A 25753-nucleotide genomic window follows, 5' to 3' on the forward strand; every position below is an offset into this window, starting at 1 on the left:
GTTCGACTTGCATGTGTTAAGCACGCCGCCAGCGTTCGTCCTGAGCCAGGATCAAACTCTCCAAACAAAACCCAATCAGAGAAACCTGACCAAAACACGCCACACCCCCAACACGGGGACGCCAGGAGCGCAGCAAAAAAAACAAAAAACAAAAACCACCAAACACACTATTGAGTTCTCAAACAACACACCCGGTCTGCGGGCAACCCTGCCAGTGTACTCCACCGTTCAAGGTGCGTCAATCGCCCCGCGCGGACATCTTGCGACCGCGCGGGAGGGTTCGTTATTCCCCAGTCTACGCGCTGCTCACGCGCTCGATCTCGGCACCCAAACTGACCAGATTCTCGACGAACAGCGGGTAACCGCGGTCGATGTGGAAGACGTCGTGAACCTCCGTGTCACCGTCGGCGACCAGGCCGGCCAACACCAGCCCGGCACCGGCCCGGATGTCCGACGCCCAGACCGGCGCGCTCGACAGCTGCGGCAGGCCGCGCACCACCGCGTGGTGGCCGTCGGTCCGGGCGTCGGCGCCCAGCCGGATCATCTCCTCCACGAACCGGAACCGCGCTTCAAAGACATTCTCGGTGACCATCGAGGTGCCGTCGGCTATGGACGCCAACCCGATCGCCATCGGCTGCAGGTCGGTGGGGAAGCCGGGGAACGGCAGCGTTGCGACGTTGACCGCCTTGGGGCGCTCGTACTGCACGATCCGGAAGCCGTTGTCGTGCTGGGTGACCGTGGCGCCCGCATCGTGCAGCTTGTGCAGCACCAGCTGAAGGTGCGCGGGGTCCACACCCGTGACCGAGATGTCGCCACGCGTCATCGCCGCCGCGATTCCCCAGGTCGCGGCCACGATGCGATCGCCGATCACCCGGTGTTCGGTCGGGTAGAGCCGATCGACACCGGTGATGGTCATCGTCGGTGAGCCCGCGCCCTCGATGCCGGCCCCCATCTGGCTGAGCATCGTGCACAGGTCGACGACGTCGGGCTCACGGGCGGCGTTGTGAATCGTCGTCACGCCCTCGGCGAGGACGGCCGCCATCAGAATGTTCTCGGTCGCGCCGACGGAGGGAAACTCGAGCTGAATCTCCGCGCCCCGCAGATGATCTGCCTCGGCCACCACGCACCCGTGTTCGATGTTGCACTTGGCGCCCAGCTGCCGCAGCCCCGCCTGATGCATGTCCAGAGGCCGCGATCCGATCGCGTCGCCACCGGGCAGCGCCACACGCGCGCGCCTGCAGCGTCCGACCAGCGGTCCCAGCACGCACACCGACGCCCGGAACTGGCGGACCGCGGCGAAGTCCGCGTCGTATTTGAGCTCATCCGGTGAGGTCACGCGCACCGTTCCGTCGTGGAGTTCGACGTTGGCGCCCAGGCCGCGCAATACGTCAGCCATCAGCGGAACATCGAGGATGTCGGGGCAGTTCGTGATGGTGCTGGTGCCCTCGGCCAGCAGGGCCGCCGCCATCAGCTTGAGCACGCTGTTCTTGGCGCCGCCGACAGCAACCTCCCCCGACAACCGGTTGCCGCCGGTCACCACAAACCGCTCGCTCACGCGGCTTAGTGTAAACAGCGCGGTTCTCAATGTCAGTCTGGCCGGTACGGTTTGACCATGGCAGTACACCTGACCCGCATATACACCCGTACCGGTGACGACGGCACCACCGGATTGAGCGATTTCTCGCGGGTATCCAAGAACGATCCGCGCTTGACGGCGTACGCGGACTGTGACGAAACGAACGCCGCCATCGGCGCGGCGATCGCCCTGGGTGAGCCTGATCCAAAGATGACCGCCGTCCTTCGTCAGATCCAGAACGACCTGTTCGACGCCGGCGCCGATTTATCCACGCCGGTCGTGGAGAATCCCGAACATCCGCCGTTGCGCATCACGCAGGACTACATCGACCGGCTCGAAAAGTGGTGCGACACTTTCAACGCCGGATTATCGGCACTGGATTCCTTTGTGCTGCCCGGTGGTTCGGCGCTGTCATCTTTGCTGCACGTAGCCCGAACCGTGGCGCGACGCGCGGAGCGCTCAGCCTGGGCGGCCATTGCGGCACATCCGGAGACCGTCAGCGTGCTGCCCGCCAAATACCTCAACCGGTTGTCGGACCTGTTGTTCATCCTGTCCCGGGTCGCCAACCCCGAGGGCGACATCCTCTGGCGGCCAGGCGGTGCGCGTCCCGCCGAAAGTTAGCTCGCCGCGAGCTACTCCGGGCGCCTGCGGGCACGCGGGGAAGGCCGTGACTCGAGCCACGACAGGAACGCGGTCAACGCGCCCCGGTCGAGCGCCATTTCATAGCCACGCCGACGGTCGGGCCCGGTGTCGCGCAGCTCGAGGACGACGATCTCGGCGGTCATGATGTCGAACTCGTCGCCGCGGGGTGCTCGCCGGGAGACGATCTCCAGTCCGCGACGGCTGAGCCGGCGATCGGGCCACCAACGCAGGCTGGACAGCCGATAGAATCCCGCCTCACCACCGCGGTAGCGGATCACCCCGTGGCGCCAGCCGTGGCCGCCGACGGCGGGAATGTCGCGCAGGATCGCGGCCGTCCCACCCTGGCGAAGTTTCCACAGCCGGTAGCTGAGCGCCACGACAGCCAACAGCAGCACAGCGATGAGCACGACCATGATCACCATCGGCGCGCTCATCGCCGGAGTGCCTCCTAGTCGATCTCGCCCAACGCACGCAGCCTGGCTCGGCCCCTGGCGGCGATGCGGGGATCCTCGGACTCCGAATCTCGCCTGGCACCGTCGGCGTCGATCTCCGATTCGAATTCGGCCGACTCCGCCAGGATGATCACTCCCTGGTCGGTCACCGACATGTATCCGCCGTCCACGGCGATCCGCAGGTCGTCTTCGCCCTCGCGCTCCACCCGCACCATGGCGTCGTCAACCAGCTGTGCCACCAACGGAATGTGCCGCGGCAGGATGCCGATCTCGCCTGCCGCGGTGCGGGTGAACACGAATGTCCCCTTGCCGGACCAGATCTTGCGTTCGACGGCGACGATGTCGACGTCCATATCGGCCACCTAGCTCTCCTCAGCCGATTCGTCGTCGCCGTCTTCGCCGCCCTTGGAGGCCGGCGCACCATCATCTTTGGATTCGTCCATCTTCACGCCAAGGCTCTCGGCCTTGCGCTCCAAGTCCTCAAGACCGCCGATCAGGAAGAACGCCTGCTCCGGCAGGTGATCGAACTCACCCTTGGTGAGCCTGTCGAACGCCTCGATGGTCTCCTTGAGCGGAACCGTCGAACCGGGCTGACCGGTGAACTGCTCGGCGGCCATCATGTTCTGCGACAGGAAGCGCTCGATGCGGCGGGCGCGGTTGACCAGCTGCTTGTCTTCCTCGGACAGCTCGTCGATACCCAGAATCGCGATGATGTCCTGCAGGTCCTTGTAGCGCTGAAGGATTCGAATGACCTCCTGCGCCACGCGGTAGTGCTCCTCTCCCACGATACCCGGGTCGAGGATCGTGGAGCTCGACGTAAGCGGATCGACCGCCGGGAAGATGCCCTTCGAGAACACCGTTCGGCTGAGCTCGGTGGTCGCATCGAGGTGCGCGAACGTGGTCGCCGGAGCCGGGTCGGTGTAGTCGTCGGCGGGCACGTAGACGGCCTGCATCGACGTGATGGACCGGCCGCGCGTGGAGGTGATCCGCTCCTGCAGCTGACCCATCTCGTCGGCCAGGGTCGGCTGGTAACCCACCGCGGACGGCATGCGGCCGAGCAGCGTCGACACCTCCGAACCGGCCTGGGTGAACCGGAAGATGTTGTCGATGAACAGCAGCACGTCCTGGCCCTGCTCGTCGCGGAAGAACTCGGCCATGGTCAGTGCCGACAAGCCGACGCGCATACGGGTGCCCGGCGGCTCGTCCATCTGACCGAACACCAGCGCGGTGTCCTTGAGCACGTTGGCCTCGCCGAGTTCGACCCACAGGTCGTTGCCCTCGCGGGTCCGCTCACCCACCCCGGCGAACACCGATGTGCCGCCGAAGTTGCGGGCGATGCGGTTGATCATCTCCTGGATCAGCACCGTCTTGCCCACGCCGGCGCCGCCAAACAGCGCGATCTTGCCGCCTCGCACGTAGGGGGTCAGCAGGTCGATGACCTTCAGCCCCGTCTCCAGCATCTCGGTGCGGGGTTCCAGCTCGTCGAACGCCGGCGGCTTACGGTGAATCGGCCAGCGTTCCAGGTCGGATCCGTAGCCCTTTTCGTCGAGGCAGTCGCCGAGCGCGTTCCACACGTGCCCTTTGGTTCCGTCGCCGACGGGAGCCTGGATCGAGGTGCCGGTGTCGATGACCTCCGCCCCGCGCACCAGCCCGTCGGTCGGTTGCAGCGAGATGCAACGCACCAGGCTGTCGCCCAGGTGCTGCTCAACCTCCAGGGTCAGGGTCTTCGCGAGCTCCTCGAACGTGATCTCCGTTCGCAGGGCGTTGAACAGCCCCGGTACGGCGCCGCGCGGAAACTCGACGTCGACCACCGGGCCGGTGACGCGTACGACGCGGCCGTTGGTGTCCTTGTTGTCTTTCGCGGTTGCTTCGCGTTGCGCAGTAGAAGTCATGTCGTTCGCTTTCTGGTGCTTAGCGGTGAGCTTCGGCCAACGCGTTCGCGCCGCCTACGATTTCGCTGATTTCCTGGGTGATCTGGGCCTGCCGTTCGCGGTTGGCCTGCAGGGTGAGGTCGCGGATGAGATCGTCGGCGTTGTCGCTCGCCGACTTCATCGCGCGCCGCCGCGACGCCGATTCGGAGGCCGCCGCCTCCAGCAGCGCGGCGAAGATCCGGGTCGTCACGTAGCGGGGCAGCAACGACGCGAAAAGCGTTTCCGCGTCCGGCTCGAACGAGAACAGCGTGCGCGGTCCGGCGTCTTCCTGGTACTCGACCTCCATCGGCGCGATGCGCCGCGCCTGGGCGGGCGTTGACATCATCGTCCGGAACTCGGTGAACACGATGTGCAACTCGTCGACGCCGAGAACCTCGTCGGGGCCGGGGTCGTCCCCCTCGTCGTCCACGCCGGCGTTGAACGCATCCACCAGCGTCGAGGCGATCTCCTGGGCGTTCTCGTAAGTCGGCTGCTCCGAGAACCCGGTCCACGAGTCGGTGATATCCCAGTTCCGAAAGCGGAAGTAGTTCAGCGCTTTTCGCCCGACGACGTAGACGATGGGCGTTTTGCCCTCTTCCCGCAGCAGCGAGAACAGTTCCTCGGATCGCCTGAGCAGGTTGGAGTTGTAGGCACCGCACAGGCCACGGTCGGAGGCGACCACCAGAACTCCAGCCCGCCTTGGATTCTCGCGTTCGACGAGCAACGGATGGTCCAGAGCGGACTCGTCGGCGAGGTCGGTCAACATCTTGGTGATCTCCTCGGCGTAAGGCCGGGCCGCTTCGACCCGAGCCTGCGCCTTGGCGATCCGCGATGTGGCGATCATCTCCTGGGCCTTGGTGATCTTCTTGATCGACCCGGCGGAGCGGATACGGCCACGAAGCTCGCGCAGTGTGGCAGCCATTGGTGTTTCGACCTACTCCTTCTTCGGTGCCGGCTTGCGCACCCGCACCGACTCCTTCTCTTCGGCCTCGGCGTCCATGGCCCCGACGTGCTCGTCTCGAATGACGGCGCTGCCGTCGGATGTCGCGAAGCCCTTCTTGAACTGGTTGATCGCTTCGGTCAGCTTGTCGGTGGTTTCGTCGGTCAGCTGCTTGGATTCGCGGATCTCCTTGAGGATGTCAGGCGCCGATGCGCGCACGTGATCGAGGAATTCGGCTTCGAACCGGCCGACATCCTCCACCGGCACCGAGTCGAGGAACCCCTTGGTGCCGAGGAAGATCGCGACCACCTGCTCCTCGACCGGCATCGGGTGATGCTGGGGCTGCTTGAGCAGCTCCACCAGTCGCGCGCCGCGATCCAACTGCGCCCTGGTGGCGGCGTCCAGATCGGATGCGAACGCGGAGAACGACTCCAGTTCGCGGTACTGCGACAGGTCCAGCCGCAGCGATCCGGCCACCTCTTTCATGGCCTTGATCTGAGCCGCACCACCGACGCGCGACACCGAGACGCCCACGTTGATGGCCGGGCGGACGCCCTGGTTGAACAGGTCGCTCTCGAGGAAGCACTGGCCGTCGGTGATCGAGATGACGTTGGTCGGGATGTAGGCGGAGATGTCGTTGGCCTTGGTCTCGATGATCGGCAGGCCGGTCATCGAGCCGGCGCCCATCTCGTTGGAGAGCTTCGCGCAGCGCTCCAGCAGCCGGGAGTGCAGATAGAACACGTCGCCCGGGTAGGCCTCCCGGCCCGGGGGACGGCGAAGCAGCAGGGAGATCGCGCGATAGGCCTCGGCCTGCTTGCTCAGGTCGTCGAACACGATCAACACGTGCTTGCCGTCGTACATCCAGTGCTGGCCGATCGCCGAGCCGGTGTAGGGCGCAAGCCACTTGAAGCCGGCGGAGTCGGACGCCGGTGCGGCAACGATCGTGGTGTAGTCCATGGCGCCGCCCTCTTCGAGGGTGTTGTGCACGCTGGCGATCGTGGTGCCCTTCTGGCCGATCGCCACGTAGACGCAACGGACCTGTTGGCTGGGATCGCCGGACTCCCAGTTCTGCCGCTGGTTCAGGATCGTGTCCACGCAGATCGAGGTCTTGCCCGTCTTGCGGTCGCCGATGATCAGCTGGCGCTGGCCACGACCGATCGGGGTCTGCGAATCGATGGCCTTGATGCCGGTCTGCAGCGGCTCCTTGACCCCCTGCCGCTGGACGACCGACGGCGCCTGGATCTCAAGCGCGCGGCGTCCCTGAAACTCGACCTCGCCGCGGCCGTCGATCGGCTGGCCGAGCGGGTTGACGACGCGACCGAGGAACGCGTCCCCGATGGGCACCGACAGCACCTCGCCGGTGCGCTTGACCGGCTGGCCTTCTGCGATCAGCTCGAAGTCACCCAGGATCACCGCGCCGACGTTGTGCTCGTCGAGGTTCAGTGCGACCCCGAGCACCCCACCGTGGAACTCGAGCAGCTCCTGCGTCATGACCGACGGAAGGCCCTCGACGTGGGCAATGCCGTCACCGGCGTTGATGACTGTGCCGACCTCCTCACGGGCGGTGTCGCTTTCGAAGCTCGCGACGTACTCCTCGATGGCGCCCTGGATGTCGTCAGCGGAGATTGTCAACTCTGCCATGGCTTTCGTCTTCCTGCTTCCGATATGTGTCTGTCTGTTGATGTCTGGTCCTAATTCGGTAACCGCGTCCTGGCCGCGGCGAGGCGCGAGGCCAGCGTGCCGTCGACGACCTCGTCTCCGACGGAGATCGACAAGCCCCCCAACGCCTCCGGATCGATCTGCAGCTGGATCGAAACGGGATGGTGGTAGATGCGGCTCAGCACGTCGGTCAGGCGGGTGCGTTGCGGCTCGCTGAGTTCGGCGGCCGACTCCACGTGCGCGACCACCTCGGCGCGCCGGGCCACAACCAACTCGGCAAGCGCCCTGACCGCGTCGTCTGCTCGCCCACCGCGGAGCAACTCGATCGTCTGCGTCAGCAGTGCGGCGGTGATCGGGTTCACGCCCTCAGCGTGATTCAGCACGTCCTCGAGCAGACCGACCCGACCCTGCACCGGGGTGGCGAAGTCACCGAGCATCGTGGCAAGCCGGGGCTGGGAATCCAGGATCCGCCCGAACCGGAACAGTTGTTCTTCCACTTCGTCGATCCGGTTCTCGCGGTCGGCGCGGGCCAGAAGCGCCAGCCGCGCCGCGTGCTCCAGGGCGTCGATCAGGTCCGAGTCCGCCGACCAACGCCCCGACGCCGCGGCTTTCACCACCTCGAGCGCCGGGGCGTCCAGCTTGCCGCCGAACAGCCGCTCAACCATCCGGAGCTTGGGTGCGGGGTCATCGGCCGGGTCGGCCAGGTGCCTGGTCAGAATTGGTTCTTGGACAAGAAGTTTCACGACGGAGGCGAGTTCGTCGGCGAGCTGCGACAACGCGCCGGCGTCCAGGTCGGCGACCACCCGGTCGAAGCGCTCGACCATCGCGTTGAGCGACTCCCGGCTGGCCGAGCGCATTGTCGCGGTGACCGGGTCCGTCAAAGCGGCTTCCGACGGCGCCATCGCGTCGAGCTCGTCGAGGAATCGGTCGACCGTTGCCGAACGCCGGACGGGATCGGACACGTGCCCCCGCACCAACTCATCTGCACGGCGTACGGATTCGGAGCCGAGGTCTTCACGAAGCTGGCGGACGAGTTGGGCGCGCAGCAGCTGGATCTGCTGTTGCCCTTGGATTTTGACCCTCGCGACTTCGGCGTCGGCTTGCGCGCGGAGCTGCTCGATGATGCGTTCGGCGTCGACCCGGGCTTCTTCGACGACGCTTCTGGCCTCGGCCTTGGCCTCCCCGAGCGCCTTTTCGTGCGCCTTTTCGGCCCTGACGAGCCGCTTTTCCGCATCGGCGCTCTCCTCCAGCTGCTTGCGGACCGTCTCCTGCCGCGCGGTCATCAGCTGCCGCACCGGCGGGACCACGTAACGCCAGACGAGCCACGCGATGATCGCGAAGCCGACGAGCTGTCCGATGAATGTCGCCATCTCGCTACCGCCCCGAGGCAGTCGTCGTGGCTTTGCGGGACGGCTTGGGGCCGAGGTCGACGCCCAGCACGCGGGTGGCCAGCGCCGCCGCCAGCGACTCCACCGAGGACCGCAACTCGGCGGCGATCGCGTCGGCCTGGTGCTTGAGCTCCTCCGCGGCCCGTTGCAGCGCCGCCTCCGCCTCCCCCGAGGCCCGGCCACGCGCCTGCTCGATGATCTTGCGTCCCTCGGCCCGGGCCTGCTCGCGGATGTTCGACGCCTCCTTGCGCGCCCGGGCCATCGCCTTTTCGTAGTCGGATTGGGCGGCGGCGAACTGCCCGGTGGCCGTGCGGTTGTCCTCCGCGGTCTTGCGGACCATGGCGTCGCGCTCCCGCAGCACCCTCGTGATCGGCGGCACCACGAAGGTGCCGATCACGCCGAGCACGATCAAGAAGATGATCAGCACGACGAAGAAGGTGCCGTTGGGGATGAGGAAGTTGCTCGTGCCGCCCTCCCCCGCGGCCTGGCCGGCCGCCAGGACCGATGCGCTCAGGTGACCGATGGCCATGGACTACTTACTTAACCGGGGTGGCGAACACGAACAGGGCCATGAACGCCAGGTTGATGAAGTAGGCGGCCTCGACCAGACCGACGGTGATGAAGAACGGGGTGAACAGCCGGCCTTGCGCCTCGGGCTGCCGCGCGATTCCGGAGATCAGCGCGTTACCGGCCACACCGTCACCGATACCGGCGCCGATGGCGCCGCCGGCCAGGATCAGTCCACCGCCGATGAGGGCGCCGGCAGCGATAGTGGGATTCATTCGTATCCTCCTTGATAACTGGCAGGCCGTCCTGCCAGGATTTGCGGCAAGTCCGAGGTGCTAATCGTCGTGCTCATCGAGCTCCATCGACTGGCTGAAGTACAAGATCGTCAGCAGGGCGAAGATGAACGCCTGGATCGCGCCGACGAACAGGTCGAAGCTCTTCCAGATCGCGTTGGGCGCCCACATGATCCACGGCGGGAACAGCGCGATCAGCGAGACCAGGATGCCGCCGGCGAAAATGTTGCCGAAAAGTCGGAGCGACAACGAGATCGGCTTGGCGATCTCCTCGACGAGGTTGATCGGCGCGAGGAACGCGACGTGGCCCTTCAGCAGTTTCAACGGGTGGCCGATGATGCCGCGGCGCCAGATGCCCGCCGCGTGGTAGCAGACGAAGACGAACACGGCCAGCGCCAGCACGAAGTTGATGTCCGAGGCCGGCGGCTTGAGCAGTTCATGGGTGTGTCCCGACTTGTCGGTGTACTGCACCGGAAGGACGGACAGCCAGTTCGCGATCAGGATGAACACGAACAGCGTCACGGCCAGGGGTAGCACGAACGGGGCGATCCGCATACCGATCGCGGTCTCGATCTGGTTGCGCATCTGAACGGTGATGGCTTCCCAGAACAGCTGCACCCCGCCGGGCACGCCCGATGACGTGACCTTGGCGCGCAAGAAGAACGCCAGCGCGATCACGATGGCCGCGGCGATCGCCGTGGACAGCACGGTGTCGAGGTTGACGCTCATGCCGAACCACTTGACGGTGTCGTGCTGGCCGACCTCGATTGCCGCCTCGGCGAGGGTCTGCTCAGTCATGCTGTGTCCCCGTCCCTTCGGTCGCCTCGCCGCCCGCACCGTCGCCGGGCACCGCCCCTGCCCCGGTGCGCAACTTCTTCCACACCGGCAGCGCCGTCGTCAGCACCAGCAGCACCTGGAACAGCGCCAGACCGAAGACCACGCCCAACCCGGCGGGCCGGAAGACGAATGCGATCGTCAGTCCGATCACAGTGATGATCAACAGCCTGGTCGCCGAGTTCAGCGCCATCTTCCTCTTCAACGGGTGCTCGTGGGCCGTAATCGAATCGACTGAACGCTGCACGAGCACCGCGTTGAGCAAACCGAGACCGAGCCCGACTCCGAAGAACGCCCCGACCATCACATGGCCCATCAGGGCGCCCGTCCCGACCGCGGCGGCCGTCAGCGCGAGGCAGATGACAAGGAGGCGAACCGGCCGGAATGCAACAGAAGGAAACACCAACGGCGCGTCGTGCGCTGGCGTCGTCACTTCGATACCTCAATCCCGCGTTGCTGGGAGATGCCTGACTGATCGGTCGGCGACCCGCCGAGCGTATCGGAGGGCGATCGGCATGCTGAAATCACCCAAGGAGAATCTCCTATGTCGGTCGTAATCGTCCCGTCGGGGGCGAGTCCGACGAGCCGGGGGCCGGCAACCCGCGGTGCTTCTTTCGGGTTCTACCAGCACCGTACCACATGGTAGATGGCCCTAACCGGCACCTACTACTTGTCGTCGTACAGCTCTTCGCGACGCCGCAGCAGCGGGATCACGGTCACCACGATCGCCACCACGATGGCCGCCAACATGACCCCGCCGGCGTAGCGCGGATCGAAGAAGATCGTGCTGGCGGTGCCGAACGCGACGATGGCCACCCACAGGTAGATCAGCAGCACCACGCGGCGGTGCGAGTGGCCGATCTCCAACAGCCGATGGTGCAGATGCATCTTGTCCGGGCTGAAGGCGCTCCGGCCCGCGCGCGTGCGCCGCACGATCGCCAGCAACAGGTCCAGCATCGGCACGAACATGACCGCGACGACCAACAGGAACGGCGACAGCAGAGCGAACACGTCGCGTGCGCCGTACGCGTTCTGCGAGATCGGCCCGGCGGCCGTGGTGGACGCCGCGGCCAGCATCAACCCGATCAGCATCGAGCCGGAGTCGCCCATGAAGATGCGGGCGCGATGGAAGTTGTGCGGCAGGAACCCGAGGCATGCGCCCGCGAGCACCACCGAGATGATGGCCGGCGGGTAGAACAGCACGTCGCCTCCGTGGCCGTGCAGCAAACCGATGGAGAAGACGCAGATCGCCGACGCGGTGATCAGCCCGAGCCCGGCCGCGAGCCCGTCGAGCCCGTCGACGAAGTTCATCGCGTTGACGATCGCCACGGTCAGCGCCAGCGTCAGCAGGATCGACGACACCTGGTCCAGCACGATGGTGCCGACCCCACCGATGGGGATGTACAGCACGCTCCACGCCACGCCCATCGTGACCAGCACGCTGGCCGCGGTGATCTGTCCGGCGAACTTGGTCAGCGCATCCAGGCCCCACCGGTCGTCGATCAGACCGATGCCCATGATCAGCCCGCCCGCGACCAGCACCGCCGGCATCCCGGAGGAGTAGACGAAGCCACGGGTCAGGGCGGGCAGTTGCGAGGCCAGCAGCACCGCCGCCAGCACGCCGATGTACATCGCCAATCCGCCCATCCGGGGCGTGGGCTGGAGGTGGACGTCGCGTTCGCGCGGGTAGGCGACCGCTCCGAGCCGGGTGGCGAGCACCCGGACCCACCCGGTGCAGAAGTAGGTGATGATCGCGGCGGTCAGGCCGACCAATGCCAACTCCCGCAGCGGCACACCGGCTCCACGATCGGACAGCGCGAGAATGCTGTGAGCCGCGGAGATCACCGATGAACCGTACTTCACCAAACTGAGATCAGTCCGTGAGCGTGGCCGCGTCGACGCCGAGTACCTCGGCGACTGCGGCCGCGCTGATCGGCCCGAGGCGAAGGATGCGCGGCGTCGCGGCGGTCAGGTCGACGATGGTCGACGCCGCCTGACGCTGCGAGGGGCCGGCATCCAGGTAGACCGCCACCAGCTCGCCGAGCTGGCGGTGAGCATCTTGCGCGGTGACGGCGGGAGGCTGACCGGAGATGTTGGCACTCGAGACCGCCATCGGCCCGACCTCGCGCAGCAGCTCGATCGCCACCGGGTGCAACGGCATCCGCAACATCACCGTGCCCCGCGCCTCGCCCAGATCCCACTGCAGCGACGGTGCCTGCCGCACAACAAGGCTCAGCGCCCCAGGCCAGAACGCGCGCACCAGTTCGCGGGCCGCGTGCGGCACCGACAACGCGAGGCCGTCGACGGTGTGCCAGGAGCCGACCAGCACCGGCACCGGCATGTCGCGGCCGCGGCCCTTGGCCGAGAGCAACGCTGCAACCGCCGACGCGTCGAAGGCGTCTGCGCCGATGCCGTACACGGTGTCGGTGGGCAGCACCACCAGCCGGCCGTCCTTCACCGCACTGATCGCCGAGGCGATGCCGGTCGCGCGCTGCTGGGGGTCGGAGCAGTCGAAGACCGGGCTCATCGGGCCGTCCTGCGCCTCGCGGTCACAAATCGCGGCCGGCCGGCGAAGTCGGTGTGGCCGACGATCTCGTCGAATCGGGCCCGGAGCAACGCCTTCGTGGCCTCCGACGCGGTGTCGTCGTGCTCGACGGCGAGCAGCCCGCCGGGTTTGAGCCACCGGGCGCCCAACGCGACGATCGGTTCGATGACCGCCATGCCGTCCGGTCCGCCGAACAGCGCCGCCGGCGGATCATGCTGTGCCACCTCGGGTTCGACGTCGGCCGCGTCGGGCAGATACGGCGGGTTGGCGACGACAAGGTCGACGCTGCCGTCGAGATCGGCGAACAGCGCCGGGTCGGTCACGTCGCCTTCGCGGACGTCGATCGCGGTTCCCGCGCTGTTGCGTCGCGCGTAGTGCAGCGCGTCGGCGGAGTCGTCGACGGCAACCACCCGCGCCGCGGGCAGGCGGCGGGCCAGCGCGACGGCCAGCGCGCCGGAGCCGGTGCACAGATCGACGATCACGGGACTTGGTCCCAGCCGCCGGCGCACGGCCCATTCCAGAAGCGCCTCGGTTTCGGGTCGGGGAACGAAGACACCCGGGCCGACCTGCAGCGTGACGGGGCCGAACGCCGCGGTACCGATGAGGTGTTGCAGCGGGATGCGGCGGGATCGCGCGGCGACCAACTCGGCGTAGCGGTGGGCGAAGTCGTCGGCGAGCGAGTCGATCAGCGCGAGTCGTCCACGGGAGATGCCGACGACGTACGCGGCGAGTTCCTCAGCGTCCCGGCGCGGTGACGCGACGCCTGCGCCGGCCAACCTGGCGGTCGCTTCATCGATCGCGCGCAGCACCACCGTCGCGGGCCGAACGGCCTCCCGGGCCGACCCCGTGCGCGTCATGCGTTCTGCAGCCGGGACTGCTTGTCGGCGGCGGCGAGTGCGTCGAACAACGGATCGAGTTCACCGTCGAGAACCTGGTCGAGGTTGTGGGCTTTGAACCCGATCCGATGGTCGGTGATCCGATTCTCGGGGAAGTTGTAGGTGCGGATCCGCTCGCTGCGGTCCACGGTGCGGATCTGGCTGGCCCGGTCGGCGGACGCCTCGGCAAGCGCCTGCTCCTCTGCCATCGCCTGCAGGCGGGCCGAAAGCACCTGCAAGGCCCGAATCTTGTTCTGCAGCTGGGAACGTTCGTTCTGGCAGGTGACGACGATCCCGGTGGGCAGGTGCGTGATGCGGACGGCGGAGTCGGTGGTGTTGACACCCTGGCCGCCCTTGCCCGACGAGCGGTACACGTCGATGCGCAGATCCGATTCGTCGATCTCCACCTGGCCGACCTCTTCGGGCTCGGGATAGACCAGCACGCCGGCCGCGGACGTGTGCACCCTGCCCTGGGACTCGGTGACCGGGACCCGCTGGACACGGTGAACGCCGCCTTCGAACTTCAGCCGCGACCAGACACCGTCGGCCGAATCGCCCTTGCCGGCGATCGACAGCGTAGCTTCCTTGTAACCACCCAGGTCGGAAGTGGTTTCGCCGAGGACGGTGACGGTCCAGCCGTGCCGCTCGGCGTAGCGGATGTACATCCGCGCGAGGTCCGCGGCGAAAAGCGCGGACTCCTCACCGCCCTCTCCCGACTTGACCTCGAGCACGACATCGTCCGCGTCGTGCGGGTCCCGCGGTGCGAGCATGTCGGTCAATTGCGTGTCCAATTCGGCGACGCGCGACTGCAACTCGTCGACCTCCGCCGCGAAGGACTCGTCGTCGACGGCGAGTTCGCGCGCGGTCTCCAGGTCGCCGCTGGCCGCCTCCAGTTTGCGGTAGGTGGCCACGATCGGCGCGACCTGCGCGAAGCGCCTGCCCAACTTGCGTGCCCTCGCCGGCTCCGCGTGCAGGTGCGGGTCGGACAGCTGGCGCTCGAGGTCAGCGTGTTCGGCCACCAGCGCGTCGATTGCCGGCGCGCCGGTTTCGGTGTTCTGCGCCATCCGTGTCACCTCCTACCCGGATATCAGGCATATCAGGCATATCAGGCTGCCGAACGCAAACCGACGCCCGGCCTGCGGCTGGCGGTGGGCGCAGCGCCGGGTGTCGGGAAAGCAGCTACGTGTCGGACCCGGCCTTGTCCGCCGACGCGGCCTTGCGCTTGCCGTAGCGCTTCTCGAACCGGGCGACGCGGCCGCCGCTGTCGAGGATCTTCTGCTTGCCGGTGTAAAAGGGGTGGCACTGTGAGCAGACCTCGACGAGGATCTGTCCGCTCTTCTTCGTGCTGCGGGTCGTGAACGTGTTACCACAGCCGCAGTGCACCGTGGTCTCGACGTAGTCAGGGTGAATACCCGATTTCATTGGTTTCCTCTTCAATCGCTGGCCGCCGGGTCGCCCTCCATGACCTGGGATGGGGCGTGAACCGGAACCAAGGTGTCTGGCGGACAATTATGCCAGGTCAACCGCCACCTGCCCAAACGCCGTCACCTCCGGAGGTATTCCGTACGGAGACGTGCCTTCGCCGGGCATTATGACACGGAGCAAACTGAGTACGTTAGTATCTTTCGTGGCAGAAGTGCTGTCTCCGCTTGAATGGCTAACAACCCGAACCGGGGCGGTAACCCGATTAATCGTGCGGTGTTTCAAGGTTTCAAGTCCGTGCCTGCGTGGTACGCGAAAAGAATGATAGTCAAACTCAATTTCATCACACCCGTGTTCCTGGCCGGTGCGGTCGCGACGGCGATCGCCGCTGCACCGATCGCCGCGGCCGATGCCGCTCCGGCCCGCACCGCCCCGGCGACCACCTACTTCGCCCCCACCGACGACAACGGCAACGGCCCGGGCGGCGGCGGCTGCGTCAACGGCGCAGGTTGCGGCTCCGGTGGAGCGAACTCGAACGGTCCGGGCCTGCCGGGCGGCAGCGGCTGCGTTCCCGGGGTCGGTTGCGGCTCGGGCGGGGTCAACGTCCTCGGCCCGGGTGGCGGCGGTTGCGTGGCCGGTGTCGGCTGCGGCTCCGGCGGCTTTCCCGGCGCTCCCGGTAATGGCGGGTAGCCCCACGCTGCGCACCCGATAGCTCCTGGGGGACAGGGCCCGGGGGCCACCGAGCCGCCGCGCCGGACGACCGTTCCGGCGTGGCGTCTGCGGTCGTTCTTGCGCGTCGTCGTCGCGGAACTGTCGCGTAATTGTCGAAAGCGTAAAAGGCTTGTCTGACAAGGTGATTAGCCTGTGCAGCAGATAGCCAGCGGGCACATAGCTCAATCATAGACAAGCTATCTAGCGTCGGTTTGTCGGGGTAAATCGGAGCCAATGTCTCCGGACAAGGAGTTACACGATGAACCTGAAGAAAGCCGTCGCGGGGGTTTCCCTCGCGAGTGGCGTTGGCCTGGCGCTGATGGGGCTCGGCGCAGGTGTGGCATACGCGGCGCCCGGCGGCGGCGGTTGTCCGCCGCCGGGGTGCGGACCGGGTGGACCCCCGGGACCCGGACCGGGAGGGGGTCCCCGGCTGGCCCCGCCTGGCCCTCCGGGTGGTGGCGGGCCCGGTCGACCGGACGGCCCGCAGCCGCAGGACTTCCGCGGTGATCCCCGAGGGCCCGGTGGGCCGCCCGGTGGGTGGCCAGGAGACCCTGGCGGGCCGCGCGGTTTTGACCCCGGTGGACCGGACAGGCCGCCAGGCGACTGGCACCCGGGCGGCGGACCCGGTGACTGGCACCCGGGCGGACCGGGTGACTGGCACGGCGGACCGCCGCCGCCGGGAGCCTTCAGAGGCTGGCGTGACGCCCCGTGGGGCGACGGACCCGCGCCGTGGGGCTGGGGTGCGCCGCCAGCGCCCGACTGGTTCGGGCCGCTGCCGCCGCCGGACGGGCCGCCGCCAGGACCCATCAACTACTGGGGCTACAACGAGCAACCGACATGGGACCAGGGCTTCAACCAGTGGGGCTTCTGGTTCTTCGGAATCTGGATTCCGCTGTAAGGAGCTAGCCGACAGGGACGGCCGCCTAGCGACCGGCAAGGCGGCCGTCCTCCCCTTGCGGCAGTTCGCCGGGGACGCCCAGCGTGGTTGTCGCATAACGTCCGACGTGGTTGTCGCAGGAGAGTCGCAGGAGAGGAGTGATCGATGAAATTCAAACGGATTGCTGCCGGGGCCGCCCTCACCGGCGGACTGGCATTGGCGGCCATCGGGCTCGGCGCCGGCGCCGCGTGCGCCGACCCGTGGGTGCCCGGCCCGCCGGGGCCATGGCACGACGGCCCGGGCTGGCACGGGTACGCGCCCGTCGACGACTGGCACGGCCGATGGCACAACGCGCCATGGGGCGACGGAGCGCCGCCGTGGGGCTGGGGCGCGCCGCCGCCGGTCGCGTGGAACGGACCACTTCCCGCACCTTGGGGCCCGCCACCGCCGCCGATCAACTACTGGGGTTACAACGTTCAACCGGTGTGGGACCCCGGTTACAACCAGTGGGGCTTCTACCTGGGCGGGGTGTGGATCCCGCTGTAACGGGCCAGCCGACGAAAACGGCCGCCTTACCGAGGGGTAAGGCGGCCGTTTGCGGTTAGCGAATTGCTCAGGCGTAGTCCTCGTCCACCGCTCCCGGCGCCGTCTTGGAGACCTGGACCAGGAACTCGTAGTTGGTCTTGGTCTTGCGCAGCTGCGACATGAGCAGGTCGATGGCTTGGTGCGAATCCAGGCCGGAGAGCACGCGACGCAGCTTGTGCACGACCGCGAACTCGTCGGGCGACAGCAGCAACTCGTCTTTACGCGTGCCCGACGGGTTGACATCGACGGCCGGGAACACACGGCGCTCGGCGATCTTGCGGTCGAGCTTGAGCTCGGCGTTGCCGGTGCCCTTGAACTCCTCGAAGATCACGGTGTCGCCGGTCGAGCCGGTCTCCACCATCGCGGTAGCGATGACGGTCAGCGACCCACCCTCCTCGATGTTGCGGGCGGCGCCGAGGAACCGCTTCGGCGGGTAAAGCGCGGTCGAGTCGACGCCACCGGACAAGATGCGGCCCGACGCCGGAGACGCGTTGTTGTACGCCCGGCCGAGGCGGGTGATGGAGTCGAGCAGCACGACGACATCCCTGCCCTGCTCAACCAGGCGCTTGGCCCGTTCGATGGCCAACTCGGCCACCGATGTGTGGTCGGACGGCGGCCGGTCGAACGTCGAGGCGATGACCTCGCCCTTGACCGAGCGCTGCATGTCGGTGACTTCCTCGGGCCGCTCGTCGACCAGGACCACCATCAGGTGGCACTCCGGGTTGTTCCGGGTGACCGCGTTGGCGATGTCCTTGAGGATCGTGGTCTTGCCCGCCTTCGGCGGCGACACGATCAGCGCGCGCTGACCCTTGCCGATCGGCATGATCAGATCGATGATGCGGGTGGTCAGGCGGTCGGTCGACGTCTCCAGCCGCAGCCGCTGGTTCGGGTACAGCGGAGTCAGCTTGCCGAACTCCGGGCGCTTCCTGGCGTCCTCAACCGGGCCGCCGTTGACGGAGTCCAGGCGGACCAGCGGATTGAACTTCTGCCGCTGGTTGGGCTGCTCGCCGTCCTTGGGGACACGGACAGCACCGGTGATGGCGTCGCCGCGGCGCAGTCCGTTCTTGCGGACCATGTTCATCGACACGTACACGTCGTTCGGCCCGGCCAGATAGCCCGAGGTGCGGACGAACGCGTAATTGTCCAGCACGTCGAGGATGCCCGCGACCGGCTGGACGACGTCGTCTTCGCGCAGCTCGGCCTCACCGTTGCCGTCACCGCCGCCGCGTTCGCCGCGGCGCCTGCGGTCGCGGAAGCGGCGCCCGCGCCGACCCTGCCTGCCTTCGACGTCATCGTCGCGGTTCTGCTGGCCGCCCTGCGCCTGTTCGGCGGTGCCGTCCTGCTTGGTGTCCTCGTCGGACTTGGCGGGCGCCGTGTCATCGGCCTTCGGCTTGTCGGAGGCGTCCTTCTCACGGGCGCCGGCCTCGCGGGAGGGCGCGCGGCGTTCACGCCGCTGTGGTTCGGTGCCGGTGGCCGCCCCGGCGGCACCCTCGGCCCTGTCAGCAGCGGCCGCTTCACCATTGTGCGCGTTGGCGTTTGGCTCGCCGCGCCGCTCGCGGATCGCGGCGATCAGTTCGTTCTTGCGCATCCCGGACGCGCCTTTGACGCCTACCTCGTTGGCCAGCGCGCGTAGTTCCGGCAAGACCATCGACCCCAGCCCGCCATCGGCGTTTGCCGCGGGCGCGTTCGAGGCGATCCGGGCCGGTTCGGAAGCATTGACATCTGATGTCACGGTGGTGGGCAGCTCCGTATCTCCGGCGCCACTACCAGCCGTTATGAGGTCCGTATCAGTCACGGATGTCCTTTCTCTCCCTCGCTGATGTGGTCAGGCGAGGGGTTCGTTGCATTCAGCCCAATGCGCTGGATGCGAAAGTCCCACCGCTGGCTTCGCAACGGTGATCGCAGGAGTCCGCGGTGCTACCGCGAACCGTCATCCCCGAGAAGATTTGGTGGTCGTCCTAGTGTCGGCGCAGGTGCAGATGCTGCGATTGCTGGACGGCACCGAGGATAACCTCCTTCTGTGCCGGAAGCAAGAAAGGCCGGTTGACGTCGGCGGGAGGCGCCGTGGACCTAGCGCTGTGCGACGACACCCGAGGTCCACCGGACACCCGGACCGATTCCCATCTCGCGAACGACGAATCCTTTGGCGGCACCGAACTCGAGGGCTTCGGCGGGCAGCTCCGGCCGAGTAGTAAAGATGACCAACGCCGGCCCAGCCCCTGATAGCGCCGCTGGAATACCACAACGCCGCAACACGCGCAGGTATTCCGCCGACGCGGGCATCGCGGCGGCCCGCTGCGGTTGATGCAACCTGTCCTCGGTGGCCACCAGCAGCAGATCCGGTCGTTGGGTCAGCGCGACCACCAGCAGAGCGGCGCGGCTCACGTTGAACCGCGCGTCCTGGTGGCTGACGTGCCCCGGCAGCAGCACGCGGGTGGCGGCAGTCAGAGACCGGTCCTCCGGGATCGCCGCGAACAGGCGAATATCCGGGTGCACACGAAGGGACACCGCCGAGTACGTCGCGTGATCATCGCGATGTTCCGTCCAGGACACCACCGCACCGCCGAGCACCGCGGCCGAGGCGTTGTCCGGATGCCCTTCGAACTCCGACGAGATCTGGATCAGCTGGGCGGTGCTCAGTGGTGTCGAACCCGCTTTTGCGAGAAGGCCGTTGGCAGCGGCCAGACCGCCGACCACGGCGGCCGCAGACGATCCCAGGCCCCGCGAGTGCGGGATGTCGTTGCGACACCGGACGACCAGCCCCGAGGCACTCGCTCCCACGGCAGCCAGGCCGTGCTCCACCGCCCTGACCACCAGGTGCTCAGGCCCGAGGGGGACCTGGCCGGCGCCCTCGCCTTCGACTTCAACCTGCAAACCGGATTCGATTGTGGTGACGATGATCTCGTCGTAGAGGCTGAGCGCCAACCCGAGACTGTCGAAGCCGGGGCCCAGGTTCGCGGTGGAGGCGGATACCACGGCGCTGGCCGTCAGCCCGGCGGGGAGGGTCGCAGTCACCGGCAATCCGTTTCGCCTCAGACCAGACCCAGCTCGGCCGCCACAGCGACAGGATCCACCGGCACAGGCGACACGACCGGCATGTCCCTGAGCGCCGTGTCCGGATCTTTCAGGCCGTTACCGGTCACCGTGCAGACAACGGTCGAGCCGCGCGACACCCAGCCGTCCTCGATCGACTTGAGCAGCCCGGCGATGCCGGCTGCCGAAGCGGGTTCGACGAACACGCCCTCACTCCGCGCCACCAGATGGTAGGCGGCCAGGATCTCCTCGTCGGTCGCAGCGAGGAACCGGCCGTTGGACTGCTGCTGGGCCTCGACGGCCGGACCCCATGACGCCGGTGAACCGATCCGGATCGCCGTGGCGATGGTCTCAGGCTCCCTGACCGGCGCGCCGAACACCAGGGGTGCCGCGCCGGCGGCCTGGGTGCCAAGCATCCGCGGCAGACGGTCGGACAGTCCGTCGCGGTGGTATTCCGTGTACCCCCGCCAGTAGGCCGTGATGTTGCCGGCGTTACCCACCGGCAGCGCGTGCACGTCCGGAGCGGTGCCCAGCGCGTCGACGATCTCGAACGCCGCGGTCTTCTGGCCCTCTATCCGGACCGGATTGACCGAGTTCACCAGCGCCACGGCCGGGAAGTCGGCCGTGGTCTTGCGGGCCAGTTCAAGGCAGTCGTCGAAGTTGCCGCCGATCTGGATGATCTTCGCCCCGTGCATCACCGCCTGCGCGAGCTTGCCCATCGCGATCTTGCCCTGCGGCACCAGCACCGCGCAGGTGATACCCCCCCGTGCGGCGTAGGCGGCCGCCGATGCCGAGGTGTTTCCGGTCGACGCGCACAGCACGGCCTGCTGGCCACGGGCCAGCGCGTCGGTGACCGCCATCGTCATCCCGCGATCCTTGAACGACCCGGTGGGGTTCAGGCCCTCGACCTTGAGGTGCACCGCGCACCCGGTCAATTCGGAAAGCCTGGTCGCGTGGATCAGCGGCGTGGCGCCTTCCAGCAAGGTGATCGGCGTCCAGTCATCACCGATCGGCAGCCGGTCCCGGTAGGCCGCGATGATTCCGGGCCACGGGTGGTGCACCGCTTCCCGCAGGCGGGTGCTCGCGCTCATTGCCCGTTTCCTTCCAGTCGCAGCACGCTGGCCACGTTCTGCACCACGTCGAGGTCGGCCAGCGCGGCGACGGTGTCCGACAGCGCCGCGTCGGTGGCCGTGTGGGTGACGACGACGACGCGGGCACCGACCCGCTGACCGCCCCCGTCGACGACGCCCTCCTGCCTGACCTCGGCGATGCTCACCTCGCGCTTCGCGAATTCGGCTGCGACGGTGGCCAGTACGCCAGGGCGGTCGGCGACGTTCATGCTGACGTAGTAGCGGGTCGGGATGAACCCGATCGGCGACACAGGCAGCTGGGCGTACTTGGATTCGCGGGGACCGCGGCCGCCCTGGACCCGGTTGCGGGCAGCCATCACCACGTCGCCCATCACCGCCGAGGCGGTGGGGGTGCCGCCCGCACCCTGCCCGTAGAACATCAGCCGGCCCGCGGCCTCGGCCTCCACGACCACGGCGTTGAAGGCGCCGCTCACGGCGGCGAGCGGGTGCGTCAGCGGCACCAGAGCGGGATAGACCCGCGCTGAAACCCGCTGCTGCCCGTCGTCGGTGGTGATGCGCTCACAAATGGACAACAGCTTGATCGTGCGGCCCAGCGCACGCGCCGACGCGAAGTCGGCGGGCGTGACGTTCGTGATGCCCTCGCGGTAGACGTCGTCGGCGGTGACCCGGGTGTGAAACGCAATCGACGCCAGGATCGCGGCCTTGGCCGCGGCGTCATAGCCCTCGACGTCGGCGGTCGGATCGGCCTCGGCGTATCCGAGCGCGCTCGCATCGGCCAACGCGCTCGCGTAGTCCGCGCCGGTCGAGTCCATCTCCGAGAGGATGTAGTTGGTCGTTCCGTTGACGATCCCCGCCACCCTCAGCACGGTGTCGCCCGCCAGCGACTGCGTCAGCGGCCGGATCACCGGGATCGCGCCCGCGACAGCCGCTTCGAAGTACAGGTCGACGTGGGCGCGCTCGGCCGCCTGTGCCAGCTCACCGGTGGACTGCGCGAGCAACGCCTTGTTGGCCGTCACCACGGACTTGCCCTTTTCGAGCGCGCCCAGGATTGCCTTGTGCGCAGGCTCGACCGGGCCCATCAGCTCGACGACGATGTCGACGTCGTCGCGGGACACCAGCGCGTCCACGTCGTCGGTGAGCAGTTCCACCGGCACGCCGCGATCGGGGGCAACCCGCCGCACCCCGATGCCGCGCAGCTCGAGCGGAGCGCCGATGCGGGCGGCCAGGTCGGCGGCGCTGTCCCCGATGATGCGCACCACCTCGCTGCCGACATTGCCCAGCCCCAATACGGCTACGCCAACGGGCTTTTCGTCACCGGTCATGGCCTCGTCACCTCCAAACTCAACAGGTCATCGACCGTCTCCCGGCGCAGGATCAGGCGAGCGTGCCCGTCGCGCACGGCCACCACGGCAGGGCGGGCGATCAGGTTGTAACGGCTCGACATCGAATAGCAGTAGGCGCCCGTCGCGGCGACCGCGAGCAGATCGCCGGGCGCGACGTCGTCGCTCACCCAGGCGTCGCGCACCACGATGTCACCGCTCTCGCAATGCTTTCCGACGATCCTCGCCAGCGTCGGCGGTGCGTCGCTCGCCCGTGACACCAGCCGAACGTCGTATTCTGCGCCGTACAGCGCGGTGCGGATGTTGTCGCTCATCCCGCCATCGACGCTGACGTAGCGCCGGTGAGCGGCCTGCGTGACCGCGACGTCCTTGACGGTTCCGACTTCATAGAGCGTGACGGTGCCCGGGCCGGCTATCGCCCGACCCGGTTCGACCATCAGCCGCGGCGCGGGCAGACCCGCTCGCGCGGACTCGTTGCCCACGATCGCGCCGAGCTTGGTGGCGAGATCCGCCACGGGAGGCGGATCGTCCTGCGGCACATAGGAGATGCCGAGCCCGCCACCGAGGTCGACGGCGGCGATCTGTGAAGTCTTGTCCACACCGAACTCCGCGACGACATCCCGCAGCAGCCCGATGACTCGGTGGGCGGCGAGTTCGAACCCCGCGACGTCGAAGATCTGTGAACCAATGTGGCTGTGCAGCCCGACCAACCGCAGGTGATCGGTCTCGAACACCCGGCGCACCGCGGCCATGGCCTGGCCGCCGGCGAGCGACAACCCGAACTTCTGGTCCTCGTGGGCGGTGGAAATGAACTCGTGGGTGTGCGCCTCGACGCCGATGGTGACACGCACCAGGACGTCCTGCACGACCCCGAGTTCCCCGGCGATCTCGTCAAGCCGCTCGATCTCGGTCATCGAGTCCAGCACCACGTACCCGATGCCGGCCTTGACCGCGGCGGTCAGCTCGTCGACCGATTTGTTGTTGCCGTGCATCGCGATCCGGTCGGGTGGGAACTGCGCGTGCAGCGCGACGGCCAACTCGCCGCCGGAGCAGACGTCGAGTGACAATCCTTCTTCGGCGATCCAGCGTGCGATCTCGGTGCACAAGAACGCCTTCGCCGCGTAGCGGACGTTCCGGCCGCCACCGAAAGCGGCTGCCATCTCGCGGCAGCGCGACCGGAAGTCGTCCTCGTCGACGACGAACAACGGGGTGCCATAGTCCTTCGCAAGCGTGGTCACCGGAACACCACCGATGCTGACGACGCCGTCGTCGCCGCGAGCCGTGTTGCGCGGCCAGACGTTCGGCGCCAGGCGCAGCAGGTCGTGCGGCGTCGCCGGCCGCGGCGGCGCGGACGCGTGGTGGAACTCTTCGGCATGCCGGGGGCCGGCGGGGTGGACGTTCACATCCGCTCCGGGGCGGTGACACCGAGGATGCCCAGGCCGTTCTCGATCACCTGCCGGGTGGCCTGGCACAGCGCCAGCCGTGCGGTGTGCAGTTCGTTGGGTTGCTCGTCACCCTGGGGCAGCACACGGCATGAGTCGTAGAACCGGTGATAGTCACCGGCGAGGTCCTCCAGATAGCGGCTGATCCGATGCGGCTCCCGCATCGCGGCAGCCGTTTTCAGCACGCGCGGGAATTCGCCGAGGGTGCGGATCAGGACGCCCTCGCGCTCGTGCGTGAGCAACTCGAGGTGGCCGGTCTCGGGGATCAACCCGAGTTCGGCGGCGCTGCGGGCCAGCGCCGAGAGTCTCGCGTGCGCGTATTGCACGTAGTAAACGGGGTTCTCGTTGGATGCCGACGACCACAGCGCGAGGTCGATGTCGATCGGGCTGTCGACCGAAGACCGGATCAGCGAGTAGCGGGCGGCGTCGACGCCGATCGCCTCGACGAGGTCGTCGAGGGTGATCACCGTGCCGGCCCGCTTGCTCATCCGGACCGGCTGCCCGTCACGGACCAGGTTGACCAGCTGGCCGATGAGCACCTCGACCGTATCGGGGTCCTCGCCCAGGGCAGCGGCGACGGCCTTAAGCCGCGCGATGTAGCCATGGTGGTCGGCACCGAGCATGTAGATGCACAAGTCGAACCCGCGACGGCGCTTGTCGAGGTAGTAGGCGATGTCGGCGGCGATGTAGGCGGGCTGGCCGTCGCTCTTGATGACGACGCGGTCCTTGTCGTCGCCAAAGGCACTCGTGCGCAACCAGGTTGCGCCGTCCTTCTCGTAGATGTTGCCCGTTTCACGCAGCCTGGCGATGGCTTCGTCGACGCGGCCGCTGGTGTGCATCGACTCCTCGTGGGTGTACACGTCGAAGTCGGTGCCGAAGTCGTGCAGGGATCGCTTGATGTGGTCGAACATCAACTCGACGCCGATCGACCGGAATGTCTCACTGCGCCGCGGTTCGGGCTGACCCAGCGCGTCGGGCGCCTTATCGAGCACCTTGGCCGCGATGTCGCCGATGTAGCTGCCAGCGTAGCCATCCTCGGGAGTGGGTTCGCCCTGTGCGGCGGCGATCAGCGACCGGGTGAAGCGGTCGATCTGCGCGCCGTGGTCGTTGAAGTAGTACTCGCGCACCACCTCGGCGCCCTGGGTGGCCAGCAACCGGCCCAGTGCGTCCCCGACCGCGGCCCAGCGGGTGCCCCCGATGTGGATGGGCCCGGTGGGATTGGCGGAGACGAACTCGAGGTTGATCCTCTGTCCGGCGAGCACGCCGGAGTGGCCGTAGCCACGGCCCGCCTCGATGACGTTCTTGACGATCACGCCCTGGGCGGTGGCGGCGAGCCGCAGGTTGACGAAGCCGGGCCCGGCGACGGTGGCCTCCGCGATGCCGTCGACGCCGGTCAGCGCGTCCGCCAACCAGCCGGCCAGCTCACGGGGGTTCGCGCCCACCCTCTTGCCGAGCTGCAACGCCAGGTTGGTGGCGTAATCGCCGTGCTCGGGGTTGCGGGGCCGCTCGACGGTCACCGTCGCGGGCAGCGCGGCGGTGTCGAGGCCGTGCTCGGTCAGCACCGCGGCGGCGGTGTTGCCGAGCAGCTCGGCCAGGTCGGCGGGGGTCACGAGGGTCCATCCTATGGTCTG

26 protein-coding genes and 1 rRNA gene are annotated in these 25753 nt (G+C 67.7%); 4 read left to right on the forward strand and 23 right to left on the reverse strand.

The genetic code is table 11. The annotated features are described in order from the left end of the window. Together VKG81_RS12515 and murA are read right to left on the reverse strand one after the other, a co-directional pair. Window positions 1-67: ribosomal RNA gene (locus VKG81_RS12515) — 16S ribosomal RNA — on the reverse strand; the annotation flags it as partial. Window positions 68-295: 228 nt separating this feature from the next. Further along, window positions 296-1555: a UDP-N-acetylglucosamine 1-carboxyvinyltransferase gene (murA, locus tag VKG81_RS12520; RefSeq protein WP_324396350.1), complete on the reverse strand. Its 1260-nt coding sequence runs from the start codon at window positions 1553-1555 to the stop codon at window positions 296-298. Window positions 1556-1612: 57 nt separating this feature from the next. Between murA and VKG81_RS12525 the strand changes: the two genes are divergently transcribed. Further along, window positions 1613-2197, forward strand: a complete 585-nt coding sequence (locus VKG81_RS12525; RefSeq protein ID WP_324396352.1) for a cob(I)yrinic acid a,c-diamide adenosyltransferase — start codon at window positions 1613-1615, stop codon at window positions 2195-2197. Window positions 2198-2208: 11 nt separating this feature from the next. Here the strand turns inward: VKG81_RS12525 and VKG81_RS12530 are convergent, their stop codons facing one another. From VKG81_RS12530 to rpmE, 15 genes are all read right to left on the reverse strand, one after another. Next, complete coding sequence (locus tag VKG81_RS12530; protein ID WP_324396354.1) at window positions 2209-2652, reverse strand: DUF2550 domain-containing protein; 444 nt, start codon at window positions 2650-2652, stop codon at window positions 2209-2211. Window positions 2653-2666: 14 nt separating this feature from the next. Then, the gene (locus VKG81_RS12535) at window positions 2667-3023 is read right to left on the reverse strand and encodes a F0F1 ATP synthase subunit epsilon (protein WP_414685257.1); all 357 of its coding nucleotides are present in this window, start codon (window positions 3021-3023) and stop codon (window positions 2667-2669) included. 9 nt (window positions 3024-3032) lie between these two features. Continuing rightward, a complete protein-coding gene (gene atpD, locus VKG81_RS12540; RefSeq protein ID WP_324396357.1) occupies window positions 3033-4562 on the reverse strand; it encodes a F0F1 ATP synthase subunit beta in 1530 nt (509 codons plus the stop codon). 19 nt (window positions 4563-4581) lie between these two features. After that, window positions 4582-5502 (reverse strand): F0F1 ATP synthase subunit gamma, encoded by a 921-nt coding sequence (locus tag VKG81_RS12545; protein WP_324396359.1) that lies wholly within the window; start codon window positions 5500-5502, stop codon window positions 4582-4584. 12 nt (window positions 5503-5514) lie between these two features. Further along, window positions 5515-7161: a F0F1 ATP synthase subunit alpha gene (atpA, locus tag VKG81_RS12550; RefSeq protein ID WP_324396361.1), complete on the reverse strand. Its 1647-nt coding sequence runs from the start codon at window positions 7159-7161 to the stop codon at window positions 5515-5517. 50 nt (window positions 7162-7211) lie between these two features. After that, window positions 7212-8549, reverse strand: a complete 1338-nt coding sequence (locus tag VKG81_RS12555) for a F0F1 ATP synthase subunit B/delta (protein ID WP_324396363.1) — start codon at window positions 8547-8549, stop codon at window positions 7212-7214. Window positions 8550-8553: 4 nt separating this feature from the next. Next, on the reverse strand, window positions 8554-9090 hold the full coding sequence (locus VKG81_RS12560; protein ID WP_324396392.1) for a F0F1 ATP synthase subunit B: 537 nt from the start codon (window positions 9088-9090) through the stop codon (window positions 8554-8556). 13 nt (window positions 9091-9103) lie between these two features. Further along, window positions 9104-9349, reverse strand: a complete 246-nt coding sequence (locus VKG81_RS12565; RefSeq protein ID WP_163775980.1) for a F0F1 ATP synthase subunit C — start codon at window positions 9347-9349, stop codon at window positions 9104-9106. A 60-nt stretch (window positions 9350-9409) separates the two neighbouring features. Continuing rightward, window positions 9410-10165 carry a F0F1 ATP synthase subunit A gene (atpB, locus tag VKG81_RS12570; protein ID WP_324396367.1) on the reverse strand — a complete coding sequence of 252 codons (756 nt, stop codon included), beginning with the start codon at window positions 10163-10165 and terminating at the stop codon, window positions 9410-9412. Continuing rightward, a complete protein-coding gene (locus tag VKG81_RS12575) occupies window positions 10158-10634 on the reverse strand; it encodes an ATP synthase subunit I (protein WP_324396368.1) in 477 nt (158 codons plus the stop codon). The genes atpB and VKG81_RS12575 overlap by 8 nt, the downstream gene beginning before the upstream one ends. Window positions 10635-10867: 233 nt before the next feature. Further along, on the reverse strand, window positions 10868-12064 hold the full coding sequence (locus tag VKG81_RS12580) for a glycosyltransferase family 4 protein (protein WP_414685256.1): 1197 nt from the start codon (window positions 12062-12064) through the stop codon (window positions 10868-10870). A 10-nt stretch (window positions 12065-12074) separates the two neighbouring features. Further along, window positions 12075-12728 (reverse strand): L-threonylcarbamoyladenylate synthase, encoded by a 654-nt coding sequence (locus VKG81_RS12585; RefSeq protein ID WP_324396372.1) that lies wholly within the window; start codon window positions 12726-12728, stop codon window positions 12075-12077. Further along, window positions 12725-13603, reverse strand: a complete 879-nt coding sequence (prmC, locus tag VKG81_RS12590) for a peptide chain release factor N(5)-glutamine methyltransferase (protein ID WP_324396374.1) — start codon at window positions 13601-13603, stop codon at window positions 12725-12727. Before prmC ends, VKG81_RS12585 begins: the two co-directional genes overlap by 4 nt. Then, window positions 13600-14685: a peptide chain release factor 1 gene (gene prfA, locus VKG81_RS12595; protein ID WP_324396376.1), complete on the reverse strand. Its 1086-nt coding sequence runs from the start codon at window positions 14683-14685 to the stop codon at window positions 13600-13602. Before prfA ends, prmC begins: the two co-directional genes overlap by 4 nt. Window positions 14686-14800: 115 nt before the next feature. Then, window positions 14801-15043 carry a 50S ribosomal protein L31 gene (gene rpmE, locus VKG81_RS12600; protein ID WP_324396378.1) on the reverse strand — a complete coding sequence of 81 codons (243 nt, stop codon included), beginning with the start codon at window positions 15041-15043 and terminating at the stop codon, window positions 14801-14803. Between the two features lie 321 nt (window positions 15044-15364). Between rpmE and VKG81_RS12605 the strand changes: the two genes are divergently transcribed. From VKG81_RS12605 to VKG81_RS12615, 3 genes are all read left to right on the forward strand, one after another. Then, entirely contained in the window at window positions 15365-15733 is a 369-nt protein-coding gene (locus tag VKG81_RS12605; protein ID WP_324396380.1) for a PE-PGRS family protein, read from the forward strand. A 280-nt stretch (window positions 15734-16013) separates the two neighbouring features. Beyond that, window positions 16014-16652, forward strand: a complete 639-nt coding sequence (locus VKG81_RS12610; protein WP_324396381.1) for a chitin-binding protein — start codon at window positions 16014-16016, stop codon at window positions 16650-16652. Window positions 16653-16796: 144 nt separating this feature from the next. Next, a complete protein-coding gene (locus VKG81_RS12615) occupies window positions 16797-17177 on the forward strand; it encodes a hypothetical protein (protein ID WP_324396383.1) in 381 nt (126 codons plus the stop codon). A gap of 67 nt (window positions 17178-17244) precedes the next feature. Here the strand turns inward: VKG81_RS12615 and rho are convergent, their stop codons facing one another. The 6 genes from rho to argS all read right to left on the reverse strand — a co-directional run bounded on the left by rho (window position 17245) and on the right by argS (window position 25732). Then, on the reverse strand, window positions 17245-19011 hold the full coding sequence (gene rho / locus VKG81_RS12620; RefSeq protein WP_324396384.1) for a transcription termination factor Rho: 1767 nt from the start codon (window positions 19009-19011) through the stop codon (window positions 17245-17247). A gap of 275 nt (window positions 19012-19286) precedes the next feature. Further along, window positions 19287-20231 (reverse strand): homoserine kinase, encoded by a 945-nt coding sequence (gene thrB / locus VKG81_RS12625; protein ID WP_324396386.1) that lies wholly within the window; start codon window positions 20229-20231, stop codon window positions 19287-19289. A gap of 17 nt (window positions 20232-20248) precedes the next feature. After that, window positions 20249-21340 (reverse strand): threonine synthase, encoded by a 1092-nt coding sequence (thrC, locus tag VKG81_RS12630; RefSeq protein ID WP_324396388.1) that lies wholly within the window; start codon window positions 21338-21340, stop codon window positions 20249-20251. Then, a complete protein-coding gene (locus tag VKG81_RS12635; RefSeq protein WP_324396390.1) occupies window positions 21337-22662 on the reverse strand; it encodes a homoserine dehydrogenase in 1326 nt (441 codons plus the stop codon). The genes thrC and VKG81_RS12635 overlap by 4 nt, the downstream gene beginning before the upstream one ends. Next, window positions 22659-23999 carry a diaminopimelate decarboxylase gene (lysA, locus tag VKG81_RS12640; RefSeq protein WP_324396394.1) on the reverse strand — a complete coding sequence of 447 codons (1341 nt, stop codon included), beginning with the start codon at window positions 23997-23999 and terminating at the stop codon, window positions 22659-22661. Before lysA ends, VKG81_RS12635 begins: the two co-directional genes overlap by 4 nt. 80 nt (window positions 24000-24079) lie before the next feature. Continuing rightward, window positions 24080-25732 carry an arginine--tRNA ligase gene (gene argS, locus VKG81_RS12645; protein ID WP_324396396.1) on the reverse strand — a complete coding sequence of 551 codons (1653 nt, stop codon included), beginning with the start codon at window positions 25730-25732 and terminating at the stop codon, window positions 24080-24082. Between the last annotated feature and the right edge of the window lie 21 nt (window positions 25733-25753).

Origin of the sequence: Mycobacterium sp. (genome assembly GCF_035314905.1) — a bacterium.
In the GTDB taxonomy this organism is placed as follows: Bacteria; Actinomycetota; Actinomycetes; order Mycobacteriales; family Mycobacteriaceae; genus Mycobacterium.

Coding starts and splice junctions, on each gene's coding strand:
- rpmE (WP_324396378.1), bottom strand. CDS start 15,043: ATGAAATCGGGTATTCACCCTGACTACGTCGAGACCACGGTGCACTGC.
- VKG81_RS12565 (WP_163775980.1), bottom strand. CDS start 9,349: ATGAATCCCACTATCGCTGCCGGCGCCCTCATCGGCGGTGGACTGATC.
- atpA (WP_324396361.1), bottom strand. CDS start 7,161: ATGGCAGAGTTGACAATCTCCGCTGACGACATCCAGGGCGCCATCGAG.
- VKG81_RS12535 (WP_414685257.1), bottom strand. CDS start 3,023: ATGGACGTCGACATCGTCGCCGTCGAACGCAAGATCTGGTCCGGCAAG.
- VKG81_RS12530 (WP_324396354.1), bottom strand. CDS start 2,652: ATGAGCGCGCCGATGGTGATCATGGTCGTGCTCATCGCTGTGCTGCTG.
- VKG81_RS12525 (WP_324396352.1), top strand. CDS start 1,613: ATGGCAGTACACCTGACCCGCATATACACCCGTACCGGTGACGACGGC.
- VKG81_RS12585 (WP_324396372.1), bottom strand. CDS start 12,728: ATGAGCCCGGTCTTCGACTGCTCCGACCCCCAGCAGCGCGCGACCGGC.
- VKG81_RS12545 (WP_324396359.1), bottom strand. CDS start 5,502: ATGGCTGCCACACTGCGCGAGCTTCGTGGCCGTATCCGCTCCGCCGGG.
- prfA (WP_324396376.1), bottom strand. CDS start 14,685: ATGGCGCAGAACACCGAAACCGGCGCGCCGGCAATCGACGCGCTGGTG.
- prmC (WP_324396374.1), bottom strand. CDS start 13,603: ATGACGCGCACGGGGTCGGCCCGGGAGGCCGTTCGGCCCGCGACGGTG.
- atpD (WP_324396357.1), bottom strand. CDS start 4,562: ATGACTTCTACTGCGCAACGCGAAGCAACCGCGAAAGACAACAAGGAC.
- thrC (WP_324396388.1), bottom strand. CDS start 21,340: ATGAGCGCGAGCACCCGCCTGCGGGAAGCGGTGCACCACCCGTGGCCC.
- VKG81_RS12555 (WP_324396363.1), bottom strand. CDS start 8,549: ATGGCGACATTCATCGGACAGCTCGTCGGCTTCGCGATCATCGCGTGG.
- VKG81_RS12615 (WP_324396383.1), top strand. CDS start 16,797: ATGAAATTCAAACGGATTGCTGCCGGGGCCGCCCTCACCGGCGGACTG.
- VKG81_RS12610 (WP_324396381.1), top strand. CDS start 16,014: ATGAACCTGAAGAAAGCCGTCGCGGGGGTTTCCCTCGCGAGTGGCGTT.
- VKG81_RS12605 (WP_324396380.1), top strand. CDS start 15,365: ATGATAGTCAAACTCAATTTCATCACACCCGTGTTCCTGGCCGGTGCG.
- atpB (WP_324396367.1), bottom strand. CDS start 10,165: ATGACTGAGCAGACCCTCGCCGAGGCGGCAATCGAGGTCGGCCAGCAC.
- VKG81_RS12635 (WP_324396390.1), bottom strand. CDS start 22,662: ATGACCGGTGACGAAAAGCCCGTTGGCGTAGCCGTATTGGGGCTGGGC.